The organism is Chryseosolibacter histidinae (assembly GCF_018598225.1).
GTDB lineage: Bacteria > Bacteroidota > Bacteroidia > Cytophagales > Cyclobacteriaceae > Chryseosolibacter > Chryseosolibacter histidini.
Window position 1 is genome coordinate 1 of record NZ_JAHESF010000020.1, and the last position, 24,127, is coordinate 24,127.

At 53.3% G+C, this 24,127-nt stretch carries 13 protein-coding genes; all 13 read left to right on the top strand.

The genetic code is table 11. From position 1 onward, the window contains the following. Positions 1–2,835 (top strand): PVC-type heme-binding CxxCH protein (locus KK083_RS19015; RefSeq protein WP_254166235.1); only part of this gene is annotated, 2,835 nt, incomplete at its 5' end. 41 nt (positions 2,836–2,876) lie between these two features. Further along, the gene (locus tag KK083_RS19020; protein WP_254166237.1) at positions 2,877–3,734 is read left to right on the top strand and encodes a sugar phosphate isomerase/epimerase family protein; all 858 of its coding nucleotides are present in this window, start codon (positions 2,877–2,879) and stop codon (positions 3,732–3,734) included. Positions 3,735–3,738: 4 nt separating this feature from the next. Further along, on the top strand, positions 3,739–4,872 hold the full coding sequence (locus KK083_RS19025) for a Gfo/Idh/MocA family protein (RefSeq protein WP_254166239.1): 1,134 nt from the start codon (positions 3,739–3,741) through the stop codon (positions 4,870–4,872). Between the two features lie 279 nt (positions 4,873–5,151). Further along, positions 5,152–5,856 (top strand): rhamnogalacturonan acetylesterase, encoded by a 705-nt coding sequence (locus KK083_RS19030; protein WP_254166241.1) that lies wholly within the window; start codon positions 5,152–5,154, stop codon positions 5,854–5,856. 15 nt (positions 5,857–5,871) lie between these two features. Further along, on the top strand, positions 5,872–7,761 hold the full coding sequence (locus KK083_RS19035) for a rhamnogalacturonan lyase (RefSeq protein ID WP_254166243.1): 1,890 nt from the start codon (positions 5,872–5,874) through the stop codon (positions 7,759–7,761). A gap of 246 nt (positions 7,762–8,007) precedes the next feature. Beyond that, positions 8,008–10,200 carry a fasciclin domain-containing protein gene (locus KK083_RS19040; RefSeq protein WP_254166245.1) on the top strand — a complete coding sequence of 731 codons (2,193 nt, stop codon included), beginning with the start codon at positions 8,008–8,010 and terminating at the stop codon, positions 10,198–10,200. A gap of 24 nt (positions 10,201–10,224) precedes the next feature. Further along, on the top strand, positions 10,225–13,503 hold the full coding sequence (locus KK083_RS19045; RefSeq protein ID WP_254166252.1) for a SusC/RagA family TonB-linked outer membrane protein: 3,279 nt from the start codon (positions 10,225–10,227) through the stop codon (positions 13,501–13,503). A 20-nt stretch (positions 13,504–13,523) separates the two neighbouring features. Further along, positions 13,524–15,011: a RagB/SusD family nutrient uptake outer membrane protein gene (locus KK083_RS19050; protein WP_254166255.1), complete on the top strand. Its 1,488-nt coding sequence runs from the start codon at positions 13,524–13,526 to the stop codon at positions 15,009–15,011. Between the two features lie 11 nt (positions 15,012–15,022). Beyond that, entirely contained in the window at positions 15,023–16,720 is a 1,698-nt protein-coding gene (locus tag KK083_RS19055; protein ID WP_254166257.1) for a fasciclin domain-containing protein, read from the top strand. A gap of 3 nt (positions 16,721–16,723) precedes the next feature. Then, positions 16,724–18,250 (top strand): fasciclin domain-containing protein, encoded by a 1,527-nt coding sequence (locus KK083_RS19060; protein WP_254166259.1) that lies wholly within the window; start codon positions 16,724–16,726, stop codon positions 18,248–18,250. A 9-nt stretch (positions 18,251–18,259) separates the two neighbouring features. After that, a complete protein-coding gene (locus KK083_RS19065; protein ID WP_254166267.1) occupies positions 18,260–21,439 on the top strand; it encodes a SusC/RagA family TonB-linked outer membrane protein in 3,180 nt (1,059 codons plus the stop codon). Positions 21,440–21,466: 27 nt separating this feature from the next. Next, complete coding sequence (locus tag KK083_RS19070) at positions 21,467–23,245, top strand: RagB/SusD family nutrient uptake outer membrane protein (protein ID WP_254166269.1); 1,779 nt, start codon at positions 21,467–21,469, stop codon at positions 23,243–23,245. Positions 23,246–23,430: 185 nt separating this feature from the next. After that, complete coding sequence (locus KK083_RS19075; protein ID WP_254166271.1) at positions 23,431–24,120, top strand: NUDIX hydrolase; 690 nt, start codon at positions 23,431–23,433, stop codon at positions 24,118–24,120. The last annotated feature ends 7 nt before the right edge of the window (positions 24,121–24,127 follow it).

Sequence of the window (24,127 nt, forward strand, 5' to 3'; positions counted from 1 at the left end):
CGGATGAAAGAAGTCCGCCTCTGGGCCGTAGGAGATAAAGTGAAAGAACAATGGGCCGCGTTCAGGAAGGAAATGCCAACGCTTGTTTACCGTGATGAGGCCAACATACCCAATTATGAAAAAAGAGATCCGGCCCCGCAATACCAGGAACCGCTCTCGCCGGCAGAATCTCAAAAGCTCATCCAGGTGCCCGTGGGTTTCAGCCTCGAGCTGTTTGCCTCCGAGCCCAATATCATCAATCCCATAGCCATGGAGTGGGATGAAAAAGGAAGACTGTGGGTGATTGAAACCGTGGACTATCCTAACACTGTGCTCGAAGAAGATAATGTAGGCGACGACCGCATCAAGATCTGTGAAGATACCAATGGTGATGGCAAAGCCGATAAGTTTACCGTGTTTGCCGACAAGCTCAACATTCCTACCAGCATGGTGTTTTCCAACGGTGGCGTTATTGTATCACAGGCGCCGCACTTCCTGTTCCTAAAAGATACGGATGGTGACGACAAAGCAGACGTGCGGAAGATCATCATCGATGGCTGGGGCACTTACGATACACATGCCGGACCTTCCAACCTGAAATACGGTTTCGATAACCAGATCTGGGGTGTGGTAGGCTACTCCGGTTTTAAAGGAACCATCGCCGGAGAGAACAGGCAGTTCAGCCAGGGCGTCTATCGTTTCAAGCCAGACGTTTCCGCTTTCGAGTTCATGACGTCCACCAGCAACAACACGTGGGGGCTTGGCTTCTCCGAAAACAACGATGTGTTTGCGTCAACGGCCAACAACACCCACAGCGTGTTCATGGGCATTCCCGCCAGGGCCATAAAAGGAGTGGAGGGTGTAGAGCTCACAGGTAGTGCCAAGATCGATGGCCATTATGCCATGCATCCCATCACGCCGCACGTGAGGCAGGTAGATGTGTTCGGAGGCTTTACCGCTGCGGCAGGTCATAACTTTTACTCGGCGCGAAATTATCCGCAGGAGTTCTGGAACAAGATCGCTTTTGTCTGCGAACCTACCGGACACCTGGTGCACATGGCCCGCATCGAAAAGAGTGGCGCAGGCTTCATTGAGAAAGACGGCTGGAACCTGTTTGCCAGCTCAGACGAGTGGGTTTCTCCCGTCGACGCTAAAACAGGTCCCGATGGTGCCGTGTGGATCCTCGACTGGTATAACTTCATCATCCAGCACAACCCTACGCCTACACCGGAACGCGGTGGATATGCCGCCGTGAACGGTAAAGGCAACGCTTACGAAAATCCGTTGAGAGACAAATCCCATGGACGCATCTGGCGTGTGGTGAGCCGGGAGGCGAAGCCGTACGACCCGATCGCGCTGGACAAAGACGACACGGACGAGCTGGTGGAAACACTGGGCAGCGATAATTTCTTCTGGAGAATGACGGCGCAGCGCCTGCTGGTAGAAAGCGGAGATGCCGGTGTGCTGCCAGACCTGTATGACCTCGCAAAAGACGCATCCGTTGACGACAGCGGTGAAAATTACGCCGCCATCCATGCACTCTGGACCATCGATGGATTGGGTGCCCTGACCAAAGATGATCAGGCTGAAAAGATCGTGACCGGCGCATTGAAGCACAAGTCTGCCGGCGTCAGGAAAGCCGCGATCCAGATCCTGTCGAAGAACCAATGGACGGAGCAAGGCATTGTGAGCTCGGGTGTTCTGAATGATCCCGATCCCAATACACGCCTTGCAGCAGTGCTGGCCCTGGTCGATATTTCACCTTCTGATGCCCTTGGTAAAACCCTTTACCAGATCAGCACGGAAGAGAACGTGAAGCGTGACGACTGGCTTTCGCAGGCAGTGTATGCTGCAGCCTATCGACATAAACAGGGTTTCATAGCTGCGTTCATGGAAGCGAATCCGGGTTACAAAAAAATGGAAGTGCAACCGGGAAGCCGTGAGGTTACAGACCTCGACGAATCGGCCTGGAAAGAGATGGCGCTGCCACAGCATATTGAGACCGCGGGTTTGAATATCGATGGTGTGATCTGGTTCCGCAAAACGGTGAACATTTCCGGCGGGGCAGCGAAGAAAGCAACGCTCTCGCTGGGACCTGTGGATGACTCCGACGAAACATGGATCAACGGTGTCAGGGTGGGAGGTATCCGGAAAAAATACAACGAGAAGCGCGTATACGAGATCCCCGCCGGCACACTGAAGCCCGGCAAAAATGTGATCGCTGTAAAAGTGGAAGACACCGGTGGTGGCGGAGGGATGTATGGAAATGCAGGTGATATGTTCCTCCAGGTGGGAGGTCAAAAGATCGCTTTGGCCGGCAACTGGAAATATGAAGTGGAGAAGGAGTTCAGCGCAAAAGGCAGGAATCCTTTCGGCGATGCTTCTATCGCCGAAGTGTTTGTCAATGCTTACATGGGCAGTGCAGCCCCCGACGAGTCCAAAGCCCTGGCTTCAGGCCCGTCTGATAAAGCCATCCACATCAAGGTGATCAAAAACCAGATGAAGTACGACCTGAAGACCTTCGAAGTGCAGGCCGGCAAACCCGTTGAGATCGTTTTTGAAAATCCTGACTTCATGCAGCACAACCTCGTGATCACACGACCCGGTGCCCTCGAAACCGTGGGCAAGGCTGCCGACAAATTAGCCTCCGATCCAAAAGGTGCAGAGAAGAACTACGTTCCCGACATGCCCGAAGTGCTCTTTTCAACAAAGCTGGTGAACCCGCAGCAAACCGTAACGCTCAGCTTCGTCGCTCCCGATAAGCCAGGCGATTATCCTTTTGTGTGCACATTCCCAGGCCACTGGTCCATCATGAACGGCATCATGAAAGTCACCAAGAACAAACCCAATCTCTAATCGCGCTAGCAGGTAGTCTCACATCTCATATCTAAAATCTCATGTCTCAAATCTCATTCGGCGTAAGCACCTGGCTCTGGACTTCCCCGTTCACTACAGAAACCACTGCACTGTTTCCGAAGATCAGGTCCATGGGCTATGATGCGGTGGAGATCCCGGTAGAAGACCCTGAGAAGATCGATGCTAAAAAAGTAAAGGCGGCCTTGCAGCAGCACGGGCTCCGCGCGGTGGTATGCGGCGCTTTTGGCCCGGGAAGAGATCTCACCCACGACGATCCCGCAGTACATAAGAATTGTTTTGAATATATCACACAATGCCTCGACCTCTGCAACGCCTGGGACGCCGCTTTTTTTGCCGGCCCCATGTATTCAGCGGTGGGAAAAGCAAGGATGGTTCCACCGGAGCAGCGCAAGGTGGAGTGGGAGCGGGCCGTGAAGAACATCGGCAAAGTTTGTGTGCTGGCGCAGGAACGTGGACTCGCCATTGCCCTGGAACCCCTGAACCGGTTTGAGTCAGACCTGATCAATACTGCCGAAGATGTGATGCGGCTCATCCGCGATGTGAATCACCCCGCCGCCAAAGTGCTGCTGGATGGATTTCACATGGCGATCGAGGAGCGTGACCTCGAGCAGGCCATCACCACTGCAGGCGATAAGCTGATCCATGTGCAGGTATCTGAAAATTACAGGGGCACCCCCGGCACGGGACAAACGCCCTGGCATGCTTTCAAAAAAGGACTGGAGAAGATCAACTACCGCGGTGTGGTCTCTATCGAAAGTTTTACCCCTGAGATCAAAACGCTGGCAGGCGCCGTGTGCATCTGGAAGAACCTCGCCGGGAGCCAGGATGGGTTTGCAACCGACGGCATTGCCTTCTTGAAGAAATTATTAAAAAGTTGAAACGATGAGTAATAAAAAGATCAACGTGGCCATTATCGGGCTGGGCTTCGGCGCAGAATTTATTCCCATTTACAAAAAACATCCGAATGCCAACCTGGTGGCGATCTGCCAGCGAACAAAGTCCAAGCTAGATGAGATCGGCAACGCTTTCGATATACCGAAAAGATTCACGTCGTACGATGAGCTGCTGAAGGATCCTGACATCCACGCAGTGCACATCAACACGCCGATCCCTGATCATGGCATTCAGTCCATCAAAGCATTGAAGGCCGGCAAGCATGTAGCCTGCACGGTACCCATGGCCACCACGGTAGAAGAATGTGAAGAGATCGTTCGGCTCTCGCAAGCGAATAACCTTACCTACATGATGATGGAAACCGTGGTGTATGCGCGCGAGTTCCTTTTTATGAAAGAGCTGTACGAGAAAGGTGAGCTCGGCAAAGTTCAGTTCATCAAGGCGAGCCATCAGCAGGATATGGACGGATGGCCCAACTACTGGCCGGGCCTTCCGCCGATGCACTACGCCACCCATTGTGTGGGACCAGTGCTGGGATTGCTGAGAAAAGAAGCCGCGTATGTTTCATGTTTCGGATCGGGCACCATTCGGGAAGAGCTGCATCATCATTACAATTCACCCTATGCCGTAGAGACCACCCACATCAAGCTGAAGGACTCCGATCTCAGTGCCCATGTCTATCGTTCACTGTTCGATGTTGCCCGCCAGTACCGGGAGAGCTTTGAAGTGTACGGATCGAAGAAGACCGTGGAGTGGCCGTTGATCGAAGGCAAGCCGCTGGTGGTGCATACCGCCAAACGTCCCGAGCCGGAGATTCCCGAAGAAGTGGAATGTCCTGATTACGCAAAATTGTTACCGGAGCCCATCCAGCGTTTTACAACTAAAGGAGTATACGATGCCGACGATCACCAGCACCTGTCATTTACACAAGGTGCCGGCCACGGCGGATCACATCCTCACCTGGTGCACGAGTTTCTCAGCGCGCTGGTACAAACCCGGCAACCTTATCCGAACGCCACACAGTCTGCCAACATCACCTGCGTCGGCATCCTCGCCCACGAATCGGCGAAGCAAGGAGGGAAGATCCTTGAACTTCCTGCTTTCACTTTTTCGAAAAAGTAGGCATTAGGATATTGGGCATTAGGCATTAAAAGACATTCGGCATTTTATAAAATGCGGAACATCTCGTCACGTCCATACAATCCCAATAAGACGGACTCCTGGCTCCTGACTCCTTACTCCTGGCTTCTTTTTTAAAGCAGGTAACCACAGGACACGCACCGTAAGTACAGGATACAATCGATTGCACAAACTGCGACCTTCATTCCAGTTATGCGACCTATACCTGTACTCTTATGCCTCCTGTGCTTCATTTGCGCACAGACGAATCAAGAAAAACCAGTGCTCTACCTCATTGGCGATAGCACCGTGAAAAACGGTGGCGGCCGGGGTGCCGATGGCTTGTGGGGATGGGGTGATTTTTTGGCGCCGCATTTCGATACCACCCGTATCACCATTGAGAATCATGCCCGCGGTGGACGCAGCAGCCGCACTTACCAGACCGAAGGATTGTGGGACAACGTGCTCGCCAAAGTGAAACCCGGCGACTATGTGATGCTCCAGTTCGGCCACAATGATGGAGGCCCGCTCAATGACACCTTGCGTGCAAGAGGCTCCATCAGGGGAACCGGAGAGGAGACCGAGGTCATCGACAACCTCATCACCAAAAAAACAGAGACCGTCCACACCTATGGATGGTATATCCGCAAGTACATCCAGGATACCAAAGCGAAAGGTGCAACACCCATCGTGTGTTCGCTGGTGGCCCGCAACATCTGGAAAGATGGCAAGGTAGAACGTGCTACCGCCAGCTACAGGCAATGGGCGGAAGCTGCAGCCAAGGCGGAGGGCGCGTTCTTCATCGACCTGAACGATCGCGTGGCTTCACAGTATGAAAAATTGGGACCGGATGAAGTGAAGTCGAAACTTTTTCTCAAGGACCATACCCACACTACGGAAGAAGGTGCCAGGATCAACGCGGCGATCGTAGCCACGGCGTTGAAAGAAGCAGCAGGTTTTCCGTTGGCGGGATTTCTCAGGAAGTGATTTCTACAATGTGTTATGAATAGGAAACTCATTTTTCTTTGGCTGATGTTGGCGTCATCGTTGCTCCATGCGCAGCGATACATGGAAGACCTTGAACGCGGTGTTGTGGCCACGCGGGTAACGGAGAAGAAAATATTCATCAGCTGGCGACTGCTGGCCACCGATGACCCCGCGGTGTCGTTCAACGTGTATCGCGTTTCGGGCAAGGGCAAAGCCGTGAAGCTCAATAAAAAGCCGCTGACCGGGCCGACACACTTTACAGATTCGCTGGCGGACCTGACGGCAACCAATGCGTGGTATGTGCAGCCCCTCGTACGGGGTAAGGAAACCGGAGCAAGCCGGCAGTTTGTGCTGAAGGAAAGTGCGCCGGTGCAGGCTTACCTGGAGCTTCCGGTGCAGACACCGGAAGGTTATGCGCCCAACGATGCCTCGGCTGGCGACCTCGATGGAGACGGTGCATATGAGCTGGTGGTGCACATGGCGGGACGTGGCCGTGATAATTCTCAGAAAGGAGTCACCGATGAGCCCATCCTCCACGCGTACAAACTTGATGGCACCCTGTTGTGGAGCATCAACCTGGGCAAGAACATCCGCGAGGGCGCACATTATACACAGTTTCTCGTGTACGACCTCGATGGCGACGGACGGGCTGAAGTAGCCTGCAAGACCGCCGATGGCAGCAAAGATGCAAAAGGAAAGATCATTGGAGATGCCAACGCCGATCACCGGAACGAGAACGGATACATTCTGAAGGGACCTGAGTTCCTGACAATATTCGATGGCCTCACCGGCGCGGCGCTCGCCACCACGGATTACATTCCCGCGCGTTATCCCGATACCCTCGAGCCCACGGAAGCACAGCTCAAAGCGATGTGGGGCGATGGCTACGGCAACAGGTTTGACCGGTTCCTCGGCTGCATCGCTTACCTCGACGGCGAAAGACCCAGCCTTGTCATGTCACGGGGATACTACACGCGCACCGTGCTGGCTGCCTTCAACTGGCGCGACGGCAAGCTGAGCAACGTGTGGACGTTCGACAGTGATGCCTCTGAAACAAACAGGCCTTACCGCGGGCAGGGCAACCACAACCTCAGCGTAGGCGACGTGGATGCCGACGGTAAAGACGAGATCATCTTCGGCGCCTGCGTGATCGATGACAATGGCACGGGCCTGTACTCCACAGGCCTGGGCCATGGCGATGCCCTTCACTTTACAGATCTCGATCCGGAGAAGCCCGGCCTGGAAGTGTTCGATATCCAGGAACGTTTTGATGATGCCGGCATGCATTTCAGAAATGCCCGCACCGGTGAGATCTACTGGAAGAAACCTTCCGTGAAGGCAGGTGACGACGGCGAGGGCCCCGGTCGTGGAAACGCGTTCGACATCGATCCGCGTTATGCGGGATTCGAATGCTGGGTGAAAGGAGCGAACCTGCGCGGATTGTACAGCGCGAAAGGAGAGAAGATCTCCGACAATGAACCGTCATCCTGCAACTTTGGTGTGTGGTGGGATGGAGACCTGTTGCGTGAGCTCCTCGACAAGAACACCATCTATAAGTGGGACTGGCAGGCAGGAGCGCAACGACCATTGCTGGTTGCGCAGGAGTGTACCTCCAACAACGGAACCAAAGCTACACCGGTATTGAGCGCAGACCTGTTTGGCGACTGGCGTGAAGAAGTGATCTGGCGAACCAATGATAACAAGGCGCTTCGTATTTACACTACATCGGTGCCAACAACTTATAGGTTCACAACGCTGATGCAGGACCCGGTGTACAGGCTGGCCATTGCGTGGCAGAACGTTGCCTACAATCAGCCTCCGCACACAAGCTATTATCTCGGGGAAGGTATGCAGCAACCGCAACGGTATCAGATTAAAACGGTGAGCGCGGAGACGAAACGATGACTGAGTTTGAATGGTTGCCGGTTGCCAGTTGTTGGTGTGTGTAAATGACACTTATTCTTTTTTCCAGGATACGCCTGGCGAAGGAAAAGTCTGCGCGTACGCGAACTGGCAACTGGCTATCCGGCAACTGGCAACAAGACTCTCCCGCTGTTAATTACACCGAAGAAAGTTTTCACCCGAAACCGCAAACGGGTTAGTGCAGGATGGTTGTGTTTATCTTCTTCGGGAAATTCATTTTAAAATTCCATGAGCGCTATGCAAAACTTTGCCAGGCCTTTAATATTGTTCTTATCACTGCTGACTGTTCTCACGTCTTGTCAGGATAAAGAATTTGATGAACACTACGGCAGGCCGGACTGGTTGCCGTTACCCGTGTATCAACAACTCGAGGCGAAAGGCAACTTCAAGAATTTTCTTGCCTGCGTCGACAAGGCAGCGTACAAAAGAACATTGAGCAGCGCCGGGTACTTCACAGTGTTTGCGCCGAACGATGCTGCCTTCGAAACTTTTCTGAAGGAACAGCAATTGCCCAGTGTCGATGCTATCGATGAGGTCATGGCCCGGAAGATCGTGACCTATGCGCTGGTCTATAATTCATTTGACAAAACGCGGTTGTCAGATTATCAGTCGAGCCTCGGGTGGCAGCCCATCAATGCGTTCAAACGGAGAACGGCGTATTATGACGGCGTCTACACTGAGACCCTTCCCGATGGCAGCACGATCAAGGCAACGTCGGCAAACAGGAACGGTGGTTATGTTTTTGGTGACAACAATAACAAGTACATCCCATACTTCATCGACAGCTATCTTACCGCCAAAAACCTCACCGCCTTCGACTACAATTACTTTTATCCTAATACAACTTTCTCCGGGTTCAACGTGGCTGATGCATCGGTAGTCACTGCCGATATTCAGGCGGAGAATGGAATGATCCATGAGATCAACAAAGTGGTCCTTCCACTACCCAGCATCGAATCACACATCAACAGCAAGCCTGAATACAGTGTGTTCATGGACCTGTTGAAGAAATACGAGATCATCTACCAGACACATCCGGAGGTCACAGACCGGTATCGGGTGATGACGGGCTCCAATGAACCGGTGTACGTTAAGTTCTATTCGGGGATCCTGGCCTTTTCACCCAACAACGAAAACTTCCTGAAGGCCGCGGATAACGATGGACAGTCCGACGGCTGGACCCTGTTTGCGCCCAACAACGAGGCAACGACGAAATACATCAATGAGGTATTGCTTAATAAGTATACATCGCTGGATGCCATGCCGCCCGCCATCATCAACGATTTTATCAACGCGCACATGTGGCAGACCACCGTATGGCCGAGCAAGTTCAAAAGTGTTTTTAATTTCCTGGGAGAAGAGGCGCGATTCGATCCTGCTTCCAACATTGTAGAGGCGAAGGTGCTGAGCAATGGTATGCTGTATGGTACCAATAAGGCGCAGGATGCCGACGTTTTCAGAAGTGTATTCGGCCGTGCTTACCTCGATCCGAAGTATATGCTGATGACCCGTTTCCTGAGCCGCGAGCTGAAGACAACCATCATCAGCCCTCACGTTAAGTTCACACTCTTCCTGGTTCCCGATGAGGTTCTCCGCGCGGCGGGACATGACTTCAACATCACCAACAATGAATGGGTTTACAACGGCACCACCAACCAGGCTGTTGATAACTGGACCCGTATGATCAACATGCACGTGATGATCACCCAGAACAATGAGCTCAGCAACCTCTCGGGAAAAGGTATCGTGGAAACGTATGGAGGTGAGTTCATTAAGTACGACAACAACACGGTGTTCGCTGCCGGCAACCTCGAAGAGAATACTACCGTGAAGGTCAATACTACACAGGCACCCAGCGTGAATGCTTACAACGGCATCGTGCATTACGCCACTGATTTCATCCGGTTCCCCGATAACAATCCTGTAAAAGGTCCCGGGTTCTATATCCGTGACCAGGGGGATGCCGTGGGAAAACCCTTCCAGCGCTTTTATGATTACCTGAAGAATTCGGCCGTGTTCAACGCCACCACCGGCGACATCAATGGTGTTGGCACCGGCGTGTTCCATACCTTCTTTATTCCTAACAATGCTGCTATCGCGCAGGCCGTGACCGATGGCATTCTTCCCGCAAGCATTACGCCGACCAGTGATACCGACAAACAGAAGGTGATCGATTTTATCCTGTATCACATCCTGCCAAAGTTCTCCATCATCAACAACGGAAAAGAGGAGGGAAGCTTCGAGTCATTGTTCAAGACGTTGAGCGGAGACCCCACTGTGCTTACCATCAGCAACAAGGCTGGGGTGGAGTTTAAAGTTACCGATATGAAAGGACGTGTTGCGAACGTGAATGCCGCCGCGTCTAACGTGCTGGGCAACCGCGCTGTGTTTCACCAGATAGACAAGTATTTACGCTATTGACGATAGATCCAAACCCTAAGCCCTATGATAAGATTTTTTACCAGGATAAGATATTTGTTCATCGTCGCGCCCGTTTTTTTCGCCGGTGCCCTTCAGGCCCAGGAGGCAACGTCGGTACGAGGCAAGGTGCTGGACAAGGGTGACAATACGCCCATGGCAGGTGTTACCGTTGTGGAGATGGATAAATATAACCGCATCATCTCCGGTGTGTCCACCGACCTCAACGGAAATTACCTGCTGAAGAACGTGAACTCCGAAAGCACCATTGCTTTTTCCTTCATCGGTTATACCACCATCCGCGAGCAGGTGAACGGAAGAACGGTGATCGACATAAACCTGGCGCCGGATGTGACCAGCCTCGCAGCGGTTGAAGTTACGGCTACCAAGACCACCAGCACCGGTATGATGGAGATCAACTCCCGCGACCTCACCACAGCATCTGCTACCGTGACCGTTGCGGACCTGAGCGAGCTCCAGGCCACGTCCATCGATCAGGCACTGCAGGGACGTATGGCGGGTGTCGACATCGTTGCCAACTCCGGTGATCCGGGAGCCGGCATGTCCATCCGCATCCGCGGAACTTCTTCCATCAACCAGTCGTCAGACCCGCTCATCGTGGTGGATGGTATGCCTTACGACATCGAGATCGCCTCAGACTTCAACTTTGCAACGGCTACCGAGCAGGGCTATGCGCAGCTGCTGAACATCGCCCCCTCGGACATCAAAGACATTACCGTGCTTAAAGATGCCGCGGCTACCGCCATCTGGGGCTCACGCGCTTCCAATGGTGTGCTCGTGATCAACACGCTGCGGGGTAAAGTTGGAAAGCCCACAGTGAACTATACTTTCAAAGGTACCCTGACCAAACAGCCGGACCCCATCCCGATGCTTTCAGGAGACCAGTATGCCATGCTGATCCCCGAGGCCTTCATGAACCGCGATGGCAGGCCACTGAACACCACCACCGTCAAGGAATTCCAGTATGACCCCAGCGATCCATATTACTATTACAATTACAGCAACAACACCAACTGGATCGATGCGATCACACAGCTCGGATATCTCCAGGACCACAATGTGTCGCTTCAGGGAGGAGGGGAGAAGGCCAGCTACTTCGCATCGCTCGGCTACAACAAAACCGCGGGTACTACCATCGGCACGGACTTCAACCGCCTCAACGCCCGCGTCAACCTCGACTTCAATGTTTCGAGCAAGATCCGTTTCAGGAGTGATCTGTCTTACACGCACGTCGACAATGATCAGATCTACAACGTGAGCGGCAAGTCAAACGATCCGCAGAATCCGCGGGCGATCGCCTACAAGAAAATGCCCAACATGGCGGTGTACGAGTACGATGAGTATGGCAACCAGACACCCAATTACTTTTCGCCGTTTTTCAACATCCAGGGAAGTTTTCCCAATACCTACAATCCCGTGGCGCTGCTGCGGCATGGCAAGAGCAATAACATCGGTGACCGCATCCGTCCTGTGTTCAACATTCAGTACGAGATCCTGCCCTCTGTGCTGCTGTCCACTTTCGATGTGGCCTTCGACATCAACAACTCCAAGACCTCGCGGTTCCTTCCCCAGATCGCTACCGGCCGCCCTACCACCGACACGTATGTGAACAGGGCCGACGACAGCGATACCGACGAGTTCATTGTGCAGACCAAGTTCAATCTCATTTATTCACCCAAGATCAAGAACGAGAACCACAGCCTGCAGGCGTTGTTCTCCTTTCTTACCTATGACAACCGGGGTGTGAGCTACCGCGTTGTAACATCCAATTCGGCGTCCTCTTATTTCCAGGATCCTTCCATTCCTTCACGTTCGCAAAGCACCGATCTGCCCTTCGGCTCCGGCATCTCCCAAAGCAGAAGCCTGGGTGCGCTGGTCAACGTGCAATATAGTCTGCTCGACCGTTACATTGTCAACGCGGGCATTCGCCGGGATGGAAGCTCCAAGTTCGGTGCCGGTCATCGCTTCGGGAATTTTCCTACTGCTTCATTCCGCTGGCGGGTCTCGGGCGAGCCATTCATGGACCCGCTGAGCAATTTTATCAGCGACCTGAGCTTCAGGGCCAGCATCGGCTCCAGCGGCAACGCACCGAAAGACAGCTACCTGCACTTCGGCAAATACAACAGCTTCAGCTGGAACTACCTCGGCATGGCGGGCATCTACCCGGCAAACCTCGAGCTGAGAGACCTGCGCTGGGAAACTGTTACACAACAGAATTTCGGATTGAACCTCGATGTGCAGCAAGGCAAATACATTGTCAACTTCGATGTGTATCGCAAGCGCACCAAAGACATGTTCAAAGAAAACCTGCCCTTGCCATCGGTCTCCGGATTTCCTGATGTCGATATGAACGTGGGTGTGATGGATAACAATGGATGGGAGCTGAGCGTTTCGTATAACGCCATCAGAACGAGTGACTTCAACCTGCGCTTCGACCTCAACCTCGCCCGGAACTTCAACATCATCCGCAAGATCTCAGACCTGTTTCCCCGTACGGCTGGCAACATCACCACCAATGGAGAGTACCTGACCATCCTCCAGGTGAACAACCCGTTCGGTTCTTTTTATGGATTCCGGTACAAAGGTGTATATGAAGACCTCGATGCAACCATCGCCCGTGACAAAGACGGCAAGGTGATCCTGGATGCCAACGAACAGCCTATCTACACGCGCTTCAACTATCCCGTTGCCGATTACGTGTTCCAGCCCGGCGATGCAAAGTACGAAGACATCAACCATGACGGTAACATCAACGAGCTCGATGTGGTGTATCTAGGCAATGCCAACCCCCGGTATACAGGTGGCTTCGGCCCTTCGTTCACCTACAAGAACTTCAAGTTCAACATGTTCTTCAACTTCCGCCTTGATTATGACATCATCAACAGCGCGCGCATGAATACGGAGAATATGTACTCGTACGATAACCAGAGCACCGCTGTGCTGCGCCGCTGGAGAAAGCCGGGTGATCAGACCGACATCCCACGCGCGTTGATCGGTTATGGTTATAACTGGCTGGGCTCCGACCGCTTTGTAGAGGATGGATCGTTTGTGCGCCTCAAGTACATCACGCTGCGGTATGATTTCAATCCCTCGGTCATCAAAAAGATCGGGGCCAATACCCTGGGCGTGTACGTGACGCTGGAGAACCTCTTCACCTTCACGCAATACACCGGCCAGGACCCGGAAGTTTCATACAAGAGCGGTGATGCTTTTAGTCTCGGCTATGACAACGCGCTCACCCCGCCGCTGCGGTCTGTTACGGTTGGCCTGGCTGCACGATTTTAACCACGCAAAAGATATTGCTTATGGCACACAAGTATATTTATAAATTACTGCTCATCATTTTGCTGGCGCTTTGCACGGCGTGTGAAAGCTGGCTGGCGCTGGAACCGCAGGACGCCATTACAAGGCAGGAGTTCTGGCAAACGAAAGAGCAGGTGCAGGCAGCCATGATCGGGTGTTACGCTTCGCTGCTGGGCACCACGGATAACCAGCGGTCTATTGCCGAGTCGATGTTCCTCTGGGGAGAAATGCGCGGAGATATGATCGTTCCCAATACCTCCGCCGTTGCCGCCGAGCTGGAGGTGGTGAATGGAAATATCCTGGCAACCAATGCCCTTGCCAACTGGCGATCATTTTACAAGACCATCAATTATTGCAACACGCTCATCAAGTTTGCGCCTGACGTGCTCAGGACCGACCCTACGTTCAAGCAAAGCCAGCTCAACGCTTACCTCGCCGAAGCGCTTACCATCCGCAGCCTGCTTTACTTTTACCTGGTCAGGACTTTCCGCGAGGTACCGCTGAAGATCGAGCCCACCGTGAGTGACCAGGATGAATACGCCATTGCCAAGAGCACAGAAGAGGAGATCATCACCCGCATCCTGGCAGACCTGCGGCAAGCCGAGGAAATGGCGGTGCTCTCGTACGGTAACCACGCCGCTAACAAAGGACGCGTTACACGATATACCGTCAACGCGCTGCAGGCAGACGTTTACCTGTGGGCAGAGGATTATGAGCACGCTATCGAAGCCTGCAACGAGATCATCAACTCGGGCCAGTTCGGGCTCGTGGGCGGTGGCGAATGGTTTGCAAGCCAGTTTGTATCCGGCAATTCGAACGAGAGCATTTTCGAGCTGCAGTTCGATGTGCAGAAGACCAATCCCTTCTTCGATATGTTTGCTACTAACCGGCGCTGGCTCGCGTCGCCGCTGGTGCTGGAAGAAATGTATACCATCGATTTTACCAATCCCGAGAATAAAGACCTGCGTGCCGATGGTGCCTCGTTGCGGTCTGACGGAAGGATCTGGAAATACCTGGGCCTGGATGCTGAAAGGCAACGGACCGTGAACGAATCGTACGCGCACTGGATCATCTACCGGTATGCAGACATCCTGCTGCTGAAGGCCGAAGCGCTGGCGCAAACAGGTGGTGGCGCCGAAGCGCTGCAGATCATCGACCAGGTGCGCACCAGGGGCAATGCGCTCGAGGCTACGGAGCGCGGCATTGATCCCGACGATATCTCCGGACTTACGGATTACATCCTGGAAGAGCGCGCGCGGGAGCTGGCCTTTGAAGGAAAGCGATGGTTCGATCTTTTGCGGAATGCCCGTCGCGACAGCTACAGCAGGCTCGACATCCTCATCAGCATGGCCGTAAAAAGCGCGCCCCCGGAACGGCAGCAGAGCATCATCAACAAGCTGCTGGATTCCAACAGCCACTACCTGCCCATTTTCTATTCAGAGCTGCTCACCAACAAGAACCTGGTGCAGAATCCATTTTACCTGCGATAATCCTAAACCCAATGGAAAGAAAGATATACCCCTACCGGAATCTGCTGACAACAATATTGCTCGGCATATTCATCGGCGGCATTGTGATGCAATGCAATGACCCCGACATCGATATGGCCACAACAGAGGATGTTGTGATCACAGGCTACTTCGAAAAGGAACCCAGCCGGTTCTCGGAGTTCATGAAGGTGCTCGAGCTGAGTGGCAACTCCGGCTTCCTTGGCGCGTACGGAACGTATACCTGTTTCGCACCCACCAACGAGGCTGTTCAGGCCTACCTGCAGAAGAAGGGCGTGAGCTCGGTGGATGCGCTGGACGTGAACGAGCTGAAAAAGCTGGTGCGGTTCCACGTCATCCAGGATACACTTTCTACTGCTGCGTTCACCGACGGAAAGCTGGTGAAGCCAACCATGTATGGCCAGTATCTTACCACCGGTGCCGTGAATGTTGAGGGCACATCGTTCATCCGCGTCAACCGGCAGGCTAACATCATTCAGGGCAACGTTCATACCGCCAATGGGATCATTCACGTGATCGATCATGTGATGGAGCCCGCGGCGCTCACCATTGCGCAGATGCTGGAACAGGACCCCGCTTATTCCATATTCTTACAAATGGTGCAGGCCACAGGTTTTTATGAGAAGCTGAACACCGTGGCTACCAATCCCGATGGCACAACGAAATGGCTGACGGTGATCGCGCAGAACAACACAACGTTTGCCAACAGCGGTTTTGCAAGCTATCAGAGCGTGAAGAACCGTTACAGCCACACGGGCGACCCTGCGAACCCGGGCGACAGCCTTTACCTCTTTGTTGCCTACAGGATCCTGCCCGACATCAAATACATCGCGGATCTGGTCACTGCACCATCGCATACCACGCTGGCGCCTCTCGAAGTGATCACCACCCGGCTGGATGGCGAAGATGTGCGCATCAACGCAGACCTCTTCAGGGGAGTTCAGGAACCAGGCGCAGTACTGGACCGTGCATTGAGCGATTTTGCGGCTACCAATGGTGTGCTCCATGCTTCACGCGATAACTATACCATCAAGATCCGCATTCCGTATGCTGTGCATTGGGACCTCGCCGATCAGCCGGAGCTCAGGCTCATGACCAACGATTTCCGGAAGCCCGGTAGAACCGTTAACATTTCACTGGGCACACTCAAGGATGTTACCTGGGGCGGCGCTGCCACGAACACCATCCAGTACGTTACCAACGCGGCGTCTTCTTCAGATCCGTATGTGTGGGGCGACAGGCTTACCATGAACATCCGCACGGGTGTTATTCCCTGGATCGAGTTTGTGACGCCGTTGCTGGTGAAAGGAAAATACAAGGTCTGGATCTGTTACCGCCGCACAAATTTCAACGACATGCAGGCATTCTTCGACGGAGATCCGCTGCCGCGCATCTTCGGCCTCAACCCGGGACCTTCTTACCCGTCGGGCGTAACCGTTGATGAAGCCGAGGCACAGGGCTGGAAGCTTTATACCGGTAGTGCCAACACCAGCTGGCTCGGCCGCCAGATCGGAACCATCGATGTGAAGACCACCGACCGGCACAAGTTCAGGATCGTGGGGCTCACCAACCGCGGTGGCAGCACCGGTAACCCGTTCCTCTCTGATATGGTCCATTTTATTCCGATCGATAAAGACCAGGTCTATCCGCGCATTAATGTGGACGGAACGCTGGTGCCCAGACCTAACTAACCGATGAAGACAATGATCCGCTTTAAGAACTATATGCTCACAGCCCTCAGCCTGATCGTGATAACGGTAGGCTGTAATGAGTGGGACGAGCACAACAAACCATCGCATGAGGCGCTGAACGAGACCTTGTTTCAGGCCATTAAAAAAACACCGGAGCTGAGCCAGTTCTCCGAATACCTGGTGGCAACAGGATATGACCAGGTGCTCGCGTCGTCAAGGTCGTTCACGGTGTGGGCACCCGATAACCAGGCCCTTGCCACTGTATCGGCTGATATTACGGGCGATGCCGAAAAGCTCAAACTTTTTATCGGCAACCATATCTCATACCAGGAGTATTTCACAGAATCGGCAAACCCTTCCGTGCGCATCAAAATGATCAACGGTAAGAACCTTACCTGGTATGGCAACAGGCTTGAAAGTGCCGGTGTTGTATCGGCGAACGAGTATGTGCGCAATGGCGTGCTGCACGTGATCAACGAACCTGTGATACCCAGGCAGAACAGCTGGGAGCTATTGCTCGCATCTTCCGCGGGACCGAAGCAATTGGCTTACCTGCAGTCGCTCACGTACCAGGATTTTGTAGACAGCCTTGCCACGCAGACCGGTGTAGATCCCAACACGGGCAAGCCTATCTATGAACCGGGCACCGGCATTGTGACCAGAAACCGTTTCCTGGAAGAGGCGATCGATATCAGCAACGAAGATTCGCTGCACACTTTCATCATCCTCGACGACAATACCTTTAACACAGAGTTCACCAGGCTCAAACCTTATTTCACAACAAAAACAGGAAACCAGGACAGCACCGCCCGTCTTGCCTCGTGGCACCTGGCCAAAGACCTTGTTGTGAGGGGAGTGTTCACGCCTGACGCGTTGCCTGATACACTCGTATCCAAGTTCGGCGTGAAGGTCCCCATGGATAAGAGTGCCATCCTGGAGACACACCTGACCAGCAACGGCATTGTGTATGTGATGAAGGCCATGAATTTCAGATTGAAAGACAAGTTTCCGCCCATCATCGTGCAGGGCGAGCTTCCTGACGGATTCAGCAGAACTGACAAGAACGTGAACATTCACTACCGCTACAGGGATTGGGCAAGTGGCGGCGCCGACCTGCGCGTGTGGAACCATGGCATCGCACAATTCAACGTACGGTATAAGATCGACAGATTGTATTCGATGAGCTATAAGGTATACTGGCGCACTGTGAACGATTTTGTGGATACCACCTATACGAATGCCACCGCCAACCCGCCATACGCACACCTGGATGCCTTTCAGCAGAAGCTCGTGATTGACCTGAAGAGTATTTATGTGTCCGGAGCACCGGCACCGCAGAAGGATTTCAATTACGTGAAGGTGAACGCCCTCAAGGCCAACCCGGCCAATAACCGGTTGAAGTACCTGGGAGATTACAAGCTCGACAACTACCGTTCGCTGTACCTGTTTGTGGTCGCGGGCACAGCGACGTCGCCCAATACATTGAACCCGATCGAGATCGACTACATCAAGCTGGTGCCCATATTCTAAACCATCGTTATGAAAATCTTTACACATATCCTGAGCGCTGTATCGGTACTGCTGGCGTTGTCATTGACATCGCGGCAAGCCCACGCGCAACGGCCCGATTCAGTTTCCTATCAGCCCGGCAGCGGATTACAAATAACGGGCACCGTTGAAGAGGCTTCCACGGGAAATCCATTGGAAGGTATCAACGTTACCGTGGTGGGTTATTCATCGGCCATCACAGACAAGGATGGCGCTTTCTCCATTGAGGTGCCAGACAACACCGCTACGCTGCTGCTCACCGGCGAAGGGTTTCAGACCAAAGAGGTGGCCATCAAGGGCAGGAGCAAAGTCACCGTACGCCTTCATGAAGCTGCGTTCAACAGCATCTACCGGCCGGCCTATGCGTTCATGGCTTACGTACCACAGGGGCGGCGGTCTATGAGCGGTGTGGTGAATGCCGTGGTCTCGGTCAATACGCCGGGCAGTTTCCAGTCGTCTGCCGAAACCCCGGAGAACTACATGCAGGGCAAGATCCCCGGGCTGAACATGGTCAGGAGATCCGGCACACCGGGCATGGGCACCCTGATGGCGCTGCGCGGATTCAACGGCCTGCATACAGCGAACCAGCCCCTGGTAGTGATCGATGGCATGATCTACGACATGAACGACTATGGAGGCTCACTCATCAAGAACTATTTCGCCAACCCACTTGAGTACATCGACATAAAAGATATCGACAACATCAGCGTGGTGAAAGACGCCACCTCAACCTACGGCTCGAAAGGTGCCAATGGCGTGATCTTCATCACCACCACCCATGCACAGGAGCTCGCCACGAAAATTGACTTCTCCGCGTATACGGGCATCAACTTCGCCCCGAAGTCTTTACCGGTGATGGGCGTGTCTGACTACCGCGTTTACCTGTCAGACGTTTTAAAGAGCGCAGGTTATTCCGACAACCAGATCCTGGCGCAACCTTACATGAACGACGATCCGGCCGCGTCTGAATATCACCGCTATCATAATAACACGGCCTGGCAGGACGAAGTGTTCAGGAACAGCTCCAGCCAGAACTATTACATCCGGGTAACGGGAGGAGACAACATTGCCAGGTACTCGCTTTCGCTCGGCTACACGGGCAGTGACGGCATTGTGAGGGGCACCGATTTTAAAAGGTACGTGACCCGCTTCAATGCAGACCTCAACATCAGTCCCCGCCTGACAGGCAACACCAACCTGTCGTTCGCCTATGGTGAGCATAACCTTATTGAGGATGGATTGTCGGAGAAGACCAATCCCATTTTCGCCGGGCTGATCAAAGCCCCTTTCCTGAACACCAACGAAATATCCGACGAGGGCCTTCGCTCGCCCAACCTGGCAGACGTCGATGTGTTCAACGTGAGCAACCCGGTGCAGATCTTCGAGAAGATGATCGCCCGCAATAACAGCTACCGTTTTTTCGGATCGGTGAACTTCAATTACAAGATCAGCGATCACATGAACGCAAGCTCGCTGTTTGGCATCACTTATGACAAGCTGCGGGAGAACCTGTTCATCCCGCGCCGTGGTGTGATCCCCGACACCCTTTACAACGCACTGGCTGAAAGCAGGATGGGCGCACAGCTGCAACGCACGTTCTCCCTCTACAACGATACCAGGGTCTCGTACGACAGAACCTTTGATGCCGTGCACGACCTTTCAGCCAGGGTAGGCCTGCGCTCCATCAACAACAAGAGCGAAGAAGATTACGGGCTCGGCTTCAATTCAGCCACAGACGACCTGCAGACCATCGGCACCGGTGCCACAGCGCTGCGCCAGACCGGCGGGGGACTGGGCAAATGGGCGTGGCTCAACTATTACGCTTCGCTCGACTACGCCCTGCGCAGCAAGTATTTTCTTTCACTGAACGTTGCGGTTGACGGCTCCTCGAGATTCGGTGACGAGGTGAGGGGCGGTGTTACCCTCTTTAACAACAAGTTCGGCGTATTTCCCTCTATAGGTGCAGGCTGGCTGATCTCGTCCGAGAACTTCATGAGCAATGCAGGCTTTGTCGAGATGCTGAAGCTGCGCGCCAGCTATGGCCTTACGGGAAATGATGACATCGGAAACTACAATGCCAAGCAATATTATGTATCGCAGAACCTGCTGGGCATGCAGGGGCTGGTGCTGGGTAACCTGGCCAACCCGCGGCTGCAGTGGGAAACCGTTAAGAAGCTGAATGCAGGCCTGGACCTGGCGTTGCTCAACGAGCGCGTTACCGTGAGTGTTGATGTGTTCAGGAATACCACCAGTAACATGATCACCTATGAAACGGTGCAGTCTACGGGAGGTATCGATCGCATCGTGACCAACAACGGCGGCATGCAGAACACGGGCATCGAAGTTACTACCGGCGCACGGCTCATCGATAAGCAGCTGAAGCTCGACATCGGCCTGAACCTGGCGACTTACAGGAATGAGGTAACGAAGCTTCCGCAGAACAACCTCATGGCATCGTATGCGGATGCGACACTGCTGACCACCACGGGGCAGCCACTGGCCGTATTTTATGGTTATAAGACCAACGGTGTTTACACTACCGATGAAGAAGCTGCGGCTTACAGCATGCGCTTGAGCAACGGTACCATTACACCTTTCAGGGGAGGAGATGTGCGTTTTGCCGACCTGAATCCCGACCAGGTGATCGACGAAAACGACAGAACCGTGATCGGTGATCCCAACCCCGACTTCACCGGTATGTTCAGCACACGCCTGGAGTGGAAACGCTTCAGCCTGGATGCGGGCCTGACCTTCTGCTATGGCAACGACGTTTACAACTACACACGGGCGCGGCTTGAATCCATGGACGGATTTGAGAACCAGACGCTGCTGGCCCTGAACCGCTGGAGAACACAAGGACAGGTTACCGACATGCCCCGTGCTACCTGGGGCGACCCGATGGGCAATGCCCGTTTTTCCGATCGCTGGATCGAAGACGGATCGTATCTCCGGCTCAGGACCGTATCGGCTACCTATCAGCTGCCCATCAGAACCGAGAAGCTGAAGTATATCAACGTATTCATCACAGGTAACAACCTGCTGACCTTTACAAAATACCTGGGTTATGACCCGGAGTTCAGCGCTTCCAACAACGCGGTGCTGCAGGGAATTGACGCTACCATGACTCCGCAATACAGGTCGGTGCTGATGGGCGTTCGTATCGGTTTATGATCCTTGAATCTTTTTTCAGATAGCAATATGATGACAAAGAAAAGAATATACCGCATGTTGGCCACCGCTGTTATCGCTGGCGGAACCTTCGTTGGCGTTACTTCCTGCGAAGACATGCTCGATTCCAAACCCGACAAGGCGCTCGAGCCGAAGCAGGCTTATCGCAACCGGTTTGATGCGGACGCTGCCGTGATCGGCGTGTACGGAAAATTTCTCGGCCTGGCCAAACACTATATTGTATTGAATGAGCTCCGGGCAGACCTGATGGATGTTACCGCCAATGCAGACGTGAACCTTCAGCAGATCAGCTATCACCAGGCAAGTGATCAGAATCCGTATGCCAGCCCTAAACCTTTTTATGAGCTCATCCTGTATTGCAACGATGTGCTCAGGAACTTCGACATCATGTTCGCCGATAGCAAGCTGCTGCAGGCGGAGTACAACGAACGTTATTCAGACATCGCTACCTTGAGATGCTGGTTGTACCTTCAGGTGGCCATTCACTGGGGTCAGGTTCCTTACGTGACCGAACCGCTTGCCAGTGTGGATGACCTGAAAGATCTCGAAGGCGCGCCTGTGCTCGGCCTGCAGGAGATGGTGCGCGAGCTCATCGCCGTGATGGAGAAGCTTCCCTCGCATGAGCTGTATGCCCTCAACAGCACGCTGAACGCCAACATTGACGGATATTCCACGAACCTCTTTTTCATCAATAAGAAGTTTTTCCTCGGCGACCTGTATCTCTGGAATGGCGATTATTTAAAGGCCGCCATGCAGTACAAGGATGTGATGATGACACCGGTGTCGGGCGTGGCGATCTACGATTCTTACAAAGTGAAGTACGCAGATGTTGCCAGCAATGACGACCTGGCCATTGGTTACATCCGCGATAAGGAACAGGATTATAAATCGCTGATCAACAACAACACACAAGGTTGGAAGTCGATGTTCATCAGGCCGCAGGACCCGCTCTTCAACAGCGAATGGATCTGGGTGCTTCCTTTCGACAGCAGGTTCAAACAGTCGTCACCGTTCGTTGACCTGTTCTCCAACTCCGGAGGCAAATACCTGGTGAGGCCGGCGCAACTGGCCATGGATCAATGGAACGCACAGGTGCAGCGTAATGGATTCACCTTTGATCAGCGGGGCCGGTTCACGTATGCCATGGAAGGAGGACAGCCGGTGATCAAAAAACATATTTACAACTATGATCCCCTGTTGCCTTTGCAGCGTACCGGCAAATGGTTCCTGGGCCGCGCCGCGTTGCTTCACCTTCGTTTTGCTGAAGCCGCCAATCGCGACGATCATTCCAAGGTAGCCTGGGCGTTCCTGAATCCGGGGGGCATCCGTGTTACATATGACGATCCTGCGATCACCGATGTGACCAAAGAGCTGGATACGTTCCTGCCATATCCTTACAATTTTGCCGCCCGTTCTACCAACGTTCCCTTCTTCCGGGACGACTGGCACCGGCATGACGGCATCAGGGGCAGGGCCTATGTCACAGCACTCACACTGGACTCTGTGAAATATTTCAACATGTCGGTAAAGCCCAGGGTATTGACCAACGCCGAAGCACTGAAACGTGATATAGAGGACAAGCTCATCATGGAGGGTGCCCTCGAGCTGGCCTACGAAGGCAACCGCTGGGCAGACCTGCTGCGTGTAGCCATCAGGAGGAACGACCCGTCTTTCATCGCCGCGAAGATCCATGACAAGCTCCAGAAGGCAGGGAAGACCGCCGAAGCTTCGCAAGCCAAAGCCAGGCTGGAGGCGGGAGATTGGTTTTTACCATTCCGGATGGAGTAGCCCAATAATTGACAGTTGACAATAGAACAATTGACAAAACCTGCGTTCCTATCATATTTAACCGGTCTACTAACCTACGCCAGGCCATTGTCAACTGCCTATTGTCAATTGTCAACTCATTTTTGTGAGCGGCAGGCCTGTTGAAAGTTAATCTGTTATTATTGGGGAAAGTTTAGGCTTACCTCATGGATATTGTAAAGTACAGGAATCACGACAAACTGCTCGTGGCGGTTGATTGTATCATCTTTGGATTTGATGGAACGAAGCTGAAAGCCCTCCTGATCAGGCGGGATTTCGAGCCGGAAAAAGGAAAATGGTCCCTGATGGGAGGTTTTGTCAATAAGAAGGAAAGCGTTGACGAATCCGCGGCCCGCATCCTGAAAGAGCTGACAGGCCTCACCAATGTCTACATGGAACAATTGTATTGCTTTGGCGATACCAAACGCGATTCAGCAGGACGGGTGGTTTCCATCGCTTATTTTGCGCTCATTAATATAGAAGATTACACCAGCCAGCTGGTCAATACACACGAAGCCCAGTGGTTCCCGCTGGAAAGCATACCCAAGCTGATCTTTGACCATAAGCAGATGATCAACAAAGCTAAGGAGATGCTGCGTAACAAGGTTGCCAATCACCCCATCGGATTTGAGCTGCTGCCCCGCAAATTTACCCTGCCCCAGCTTCTGAACCTTTACCAGGCCATCTACAATGCCAGTCTCGACAAGCGGAACTTCACCCGCAAGATCCTTTCCCTGGGCATCCTGAAAAAGCTGGGTGAAAAAGAGAAAGAGACCTCGAGAAAGGGCGCCTTCTATTACACTTTTGACCGTGTCAAATACAAAAAGTTAGCACACGAGGGTGTGAACTTCATCTGAAAAAATG

What these genes read in the sequence shown, in the direction of transcription:
- KK083_RS19020 (WP_254166237.1), top strand. Translation starts at nt 2,877, where the DNA reads ATGTCTCAAATCTCATTCGGCGTAAGCACCTGGCTCTGGACTTCCCCG.
- KK083_RS19025 (WP_254166239.1), top strand. Translation starts at nt 3,739, where the DNA reads ATGAGTAATAAAAAGATCAACGTGGCCATTATCGGGCTGGGCTTCGGC.
- KK083_RS19035 (WP_254166243.1), top strand. Translation starts at nt 5,872, where the DNA reads ATGAATAGGAAACTCATTTTTCTTTGGCTGATGTTGGCGTCATCGTTG.
- KK083_RS19040 (WP_254166245.1), top strand. Translation starts at nt 8,008, where the DNA reads ATGAGCGCTATGCAAAACTTTGCCAGGCCTTTAATATTGTTCTTATCA.
- KK083_RS19045 (WP_254166252.1), top strand. Translation starts at nt 10,225, where the DNA reads ATGATAAGATTTTTTACCAGGATAAGATATTTGTTCATCGTCGCGCCC.
- KK083_RS19050 (WP_254166255.1), top strand. Translation starts at nt 13,524, where the DNA reads ATGGCACACAAGTATATTTATAAATTACTGCTCATCATTTTGCTGGCG.
- KK083_RS19055 (WP_254166257.1), top strand. Translation starts at nt 15,023, where the DNA reads ATGGAAAGAAAGATATACCCCTACCGGAATCTGCTGACAACAATATTG.
- KK083_RS19060 (WP_254166259.1), top strand. Translation starts at nt 16,724, where the DNA reads ATGAAGACAATGATCCGCTTTAAGAACTATATGCTCACAGCCCTCAGC.
- KK083_RS19065 (WP_254166267.1), top strand. Translation starts at nt 18,260, where the DNA reads ATGAAAATCTTTACACATATCCTGAGCGCTGTATCGGTACTGCTGGCG.
- KK083_RS19070 (WP_254166269.1), top strand. Translation starts at nt 21,467, where the DNA reads ATGATGACAAAGAAAAGAATATACCGCATGTTGGCCACCGCTGTTATC.
- KK083_RS19075 (WP_254166271.1), top strand. Translation starts at nt 23,431, where the DNA reads ATGGATATTGTAAAGTACAGGAATCACGACAAACTGCTCGTGGCGGTT.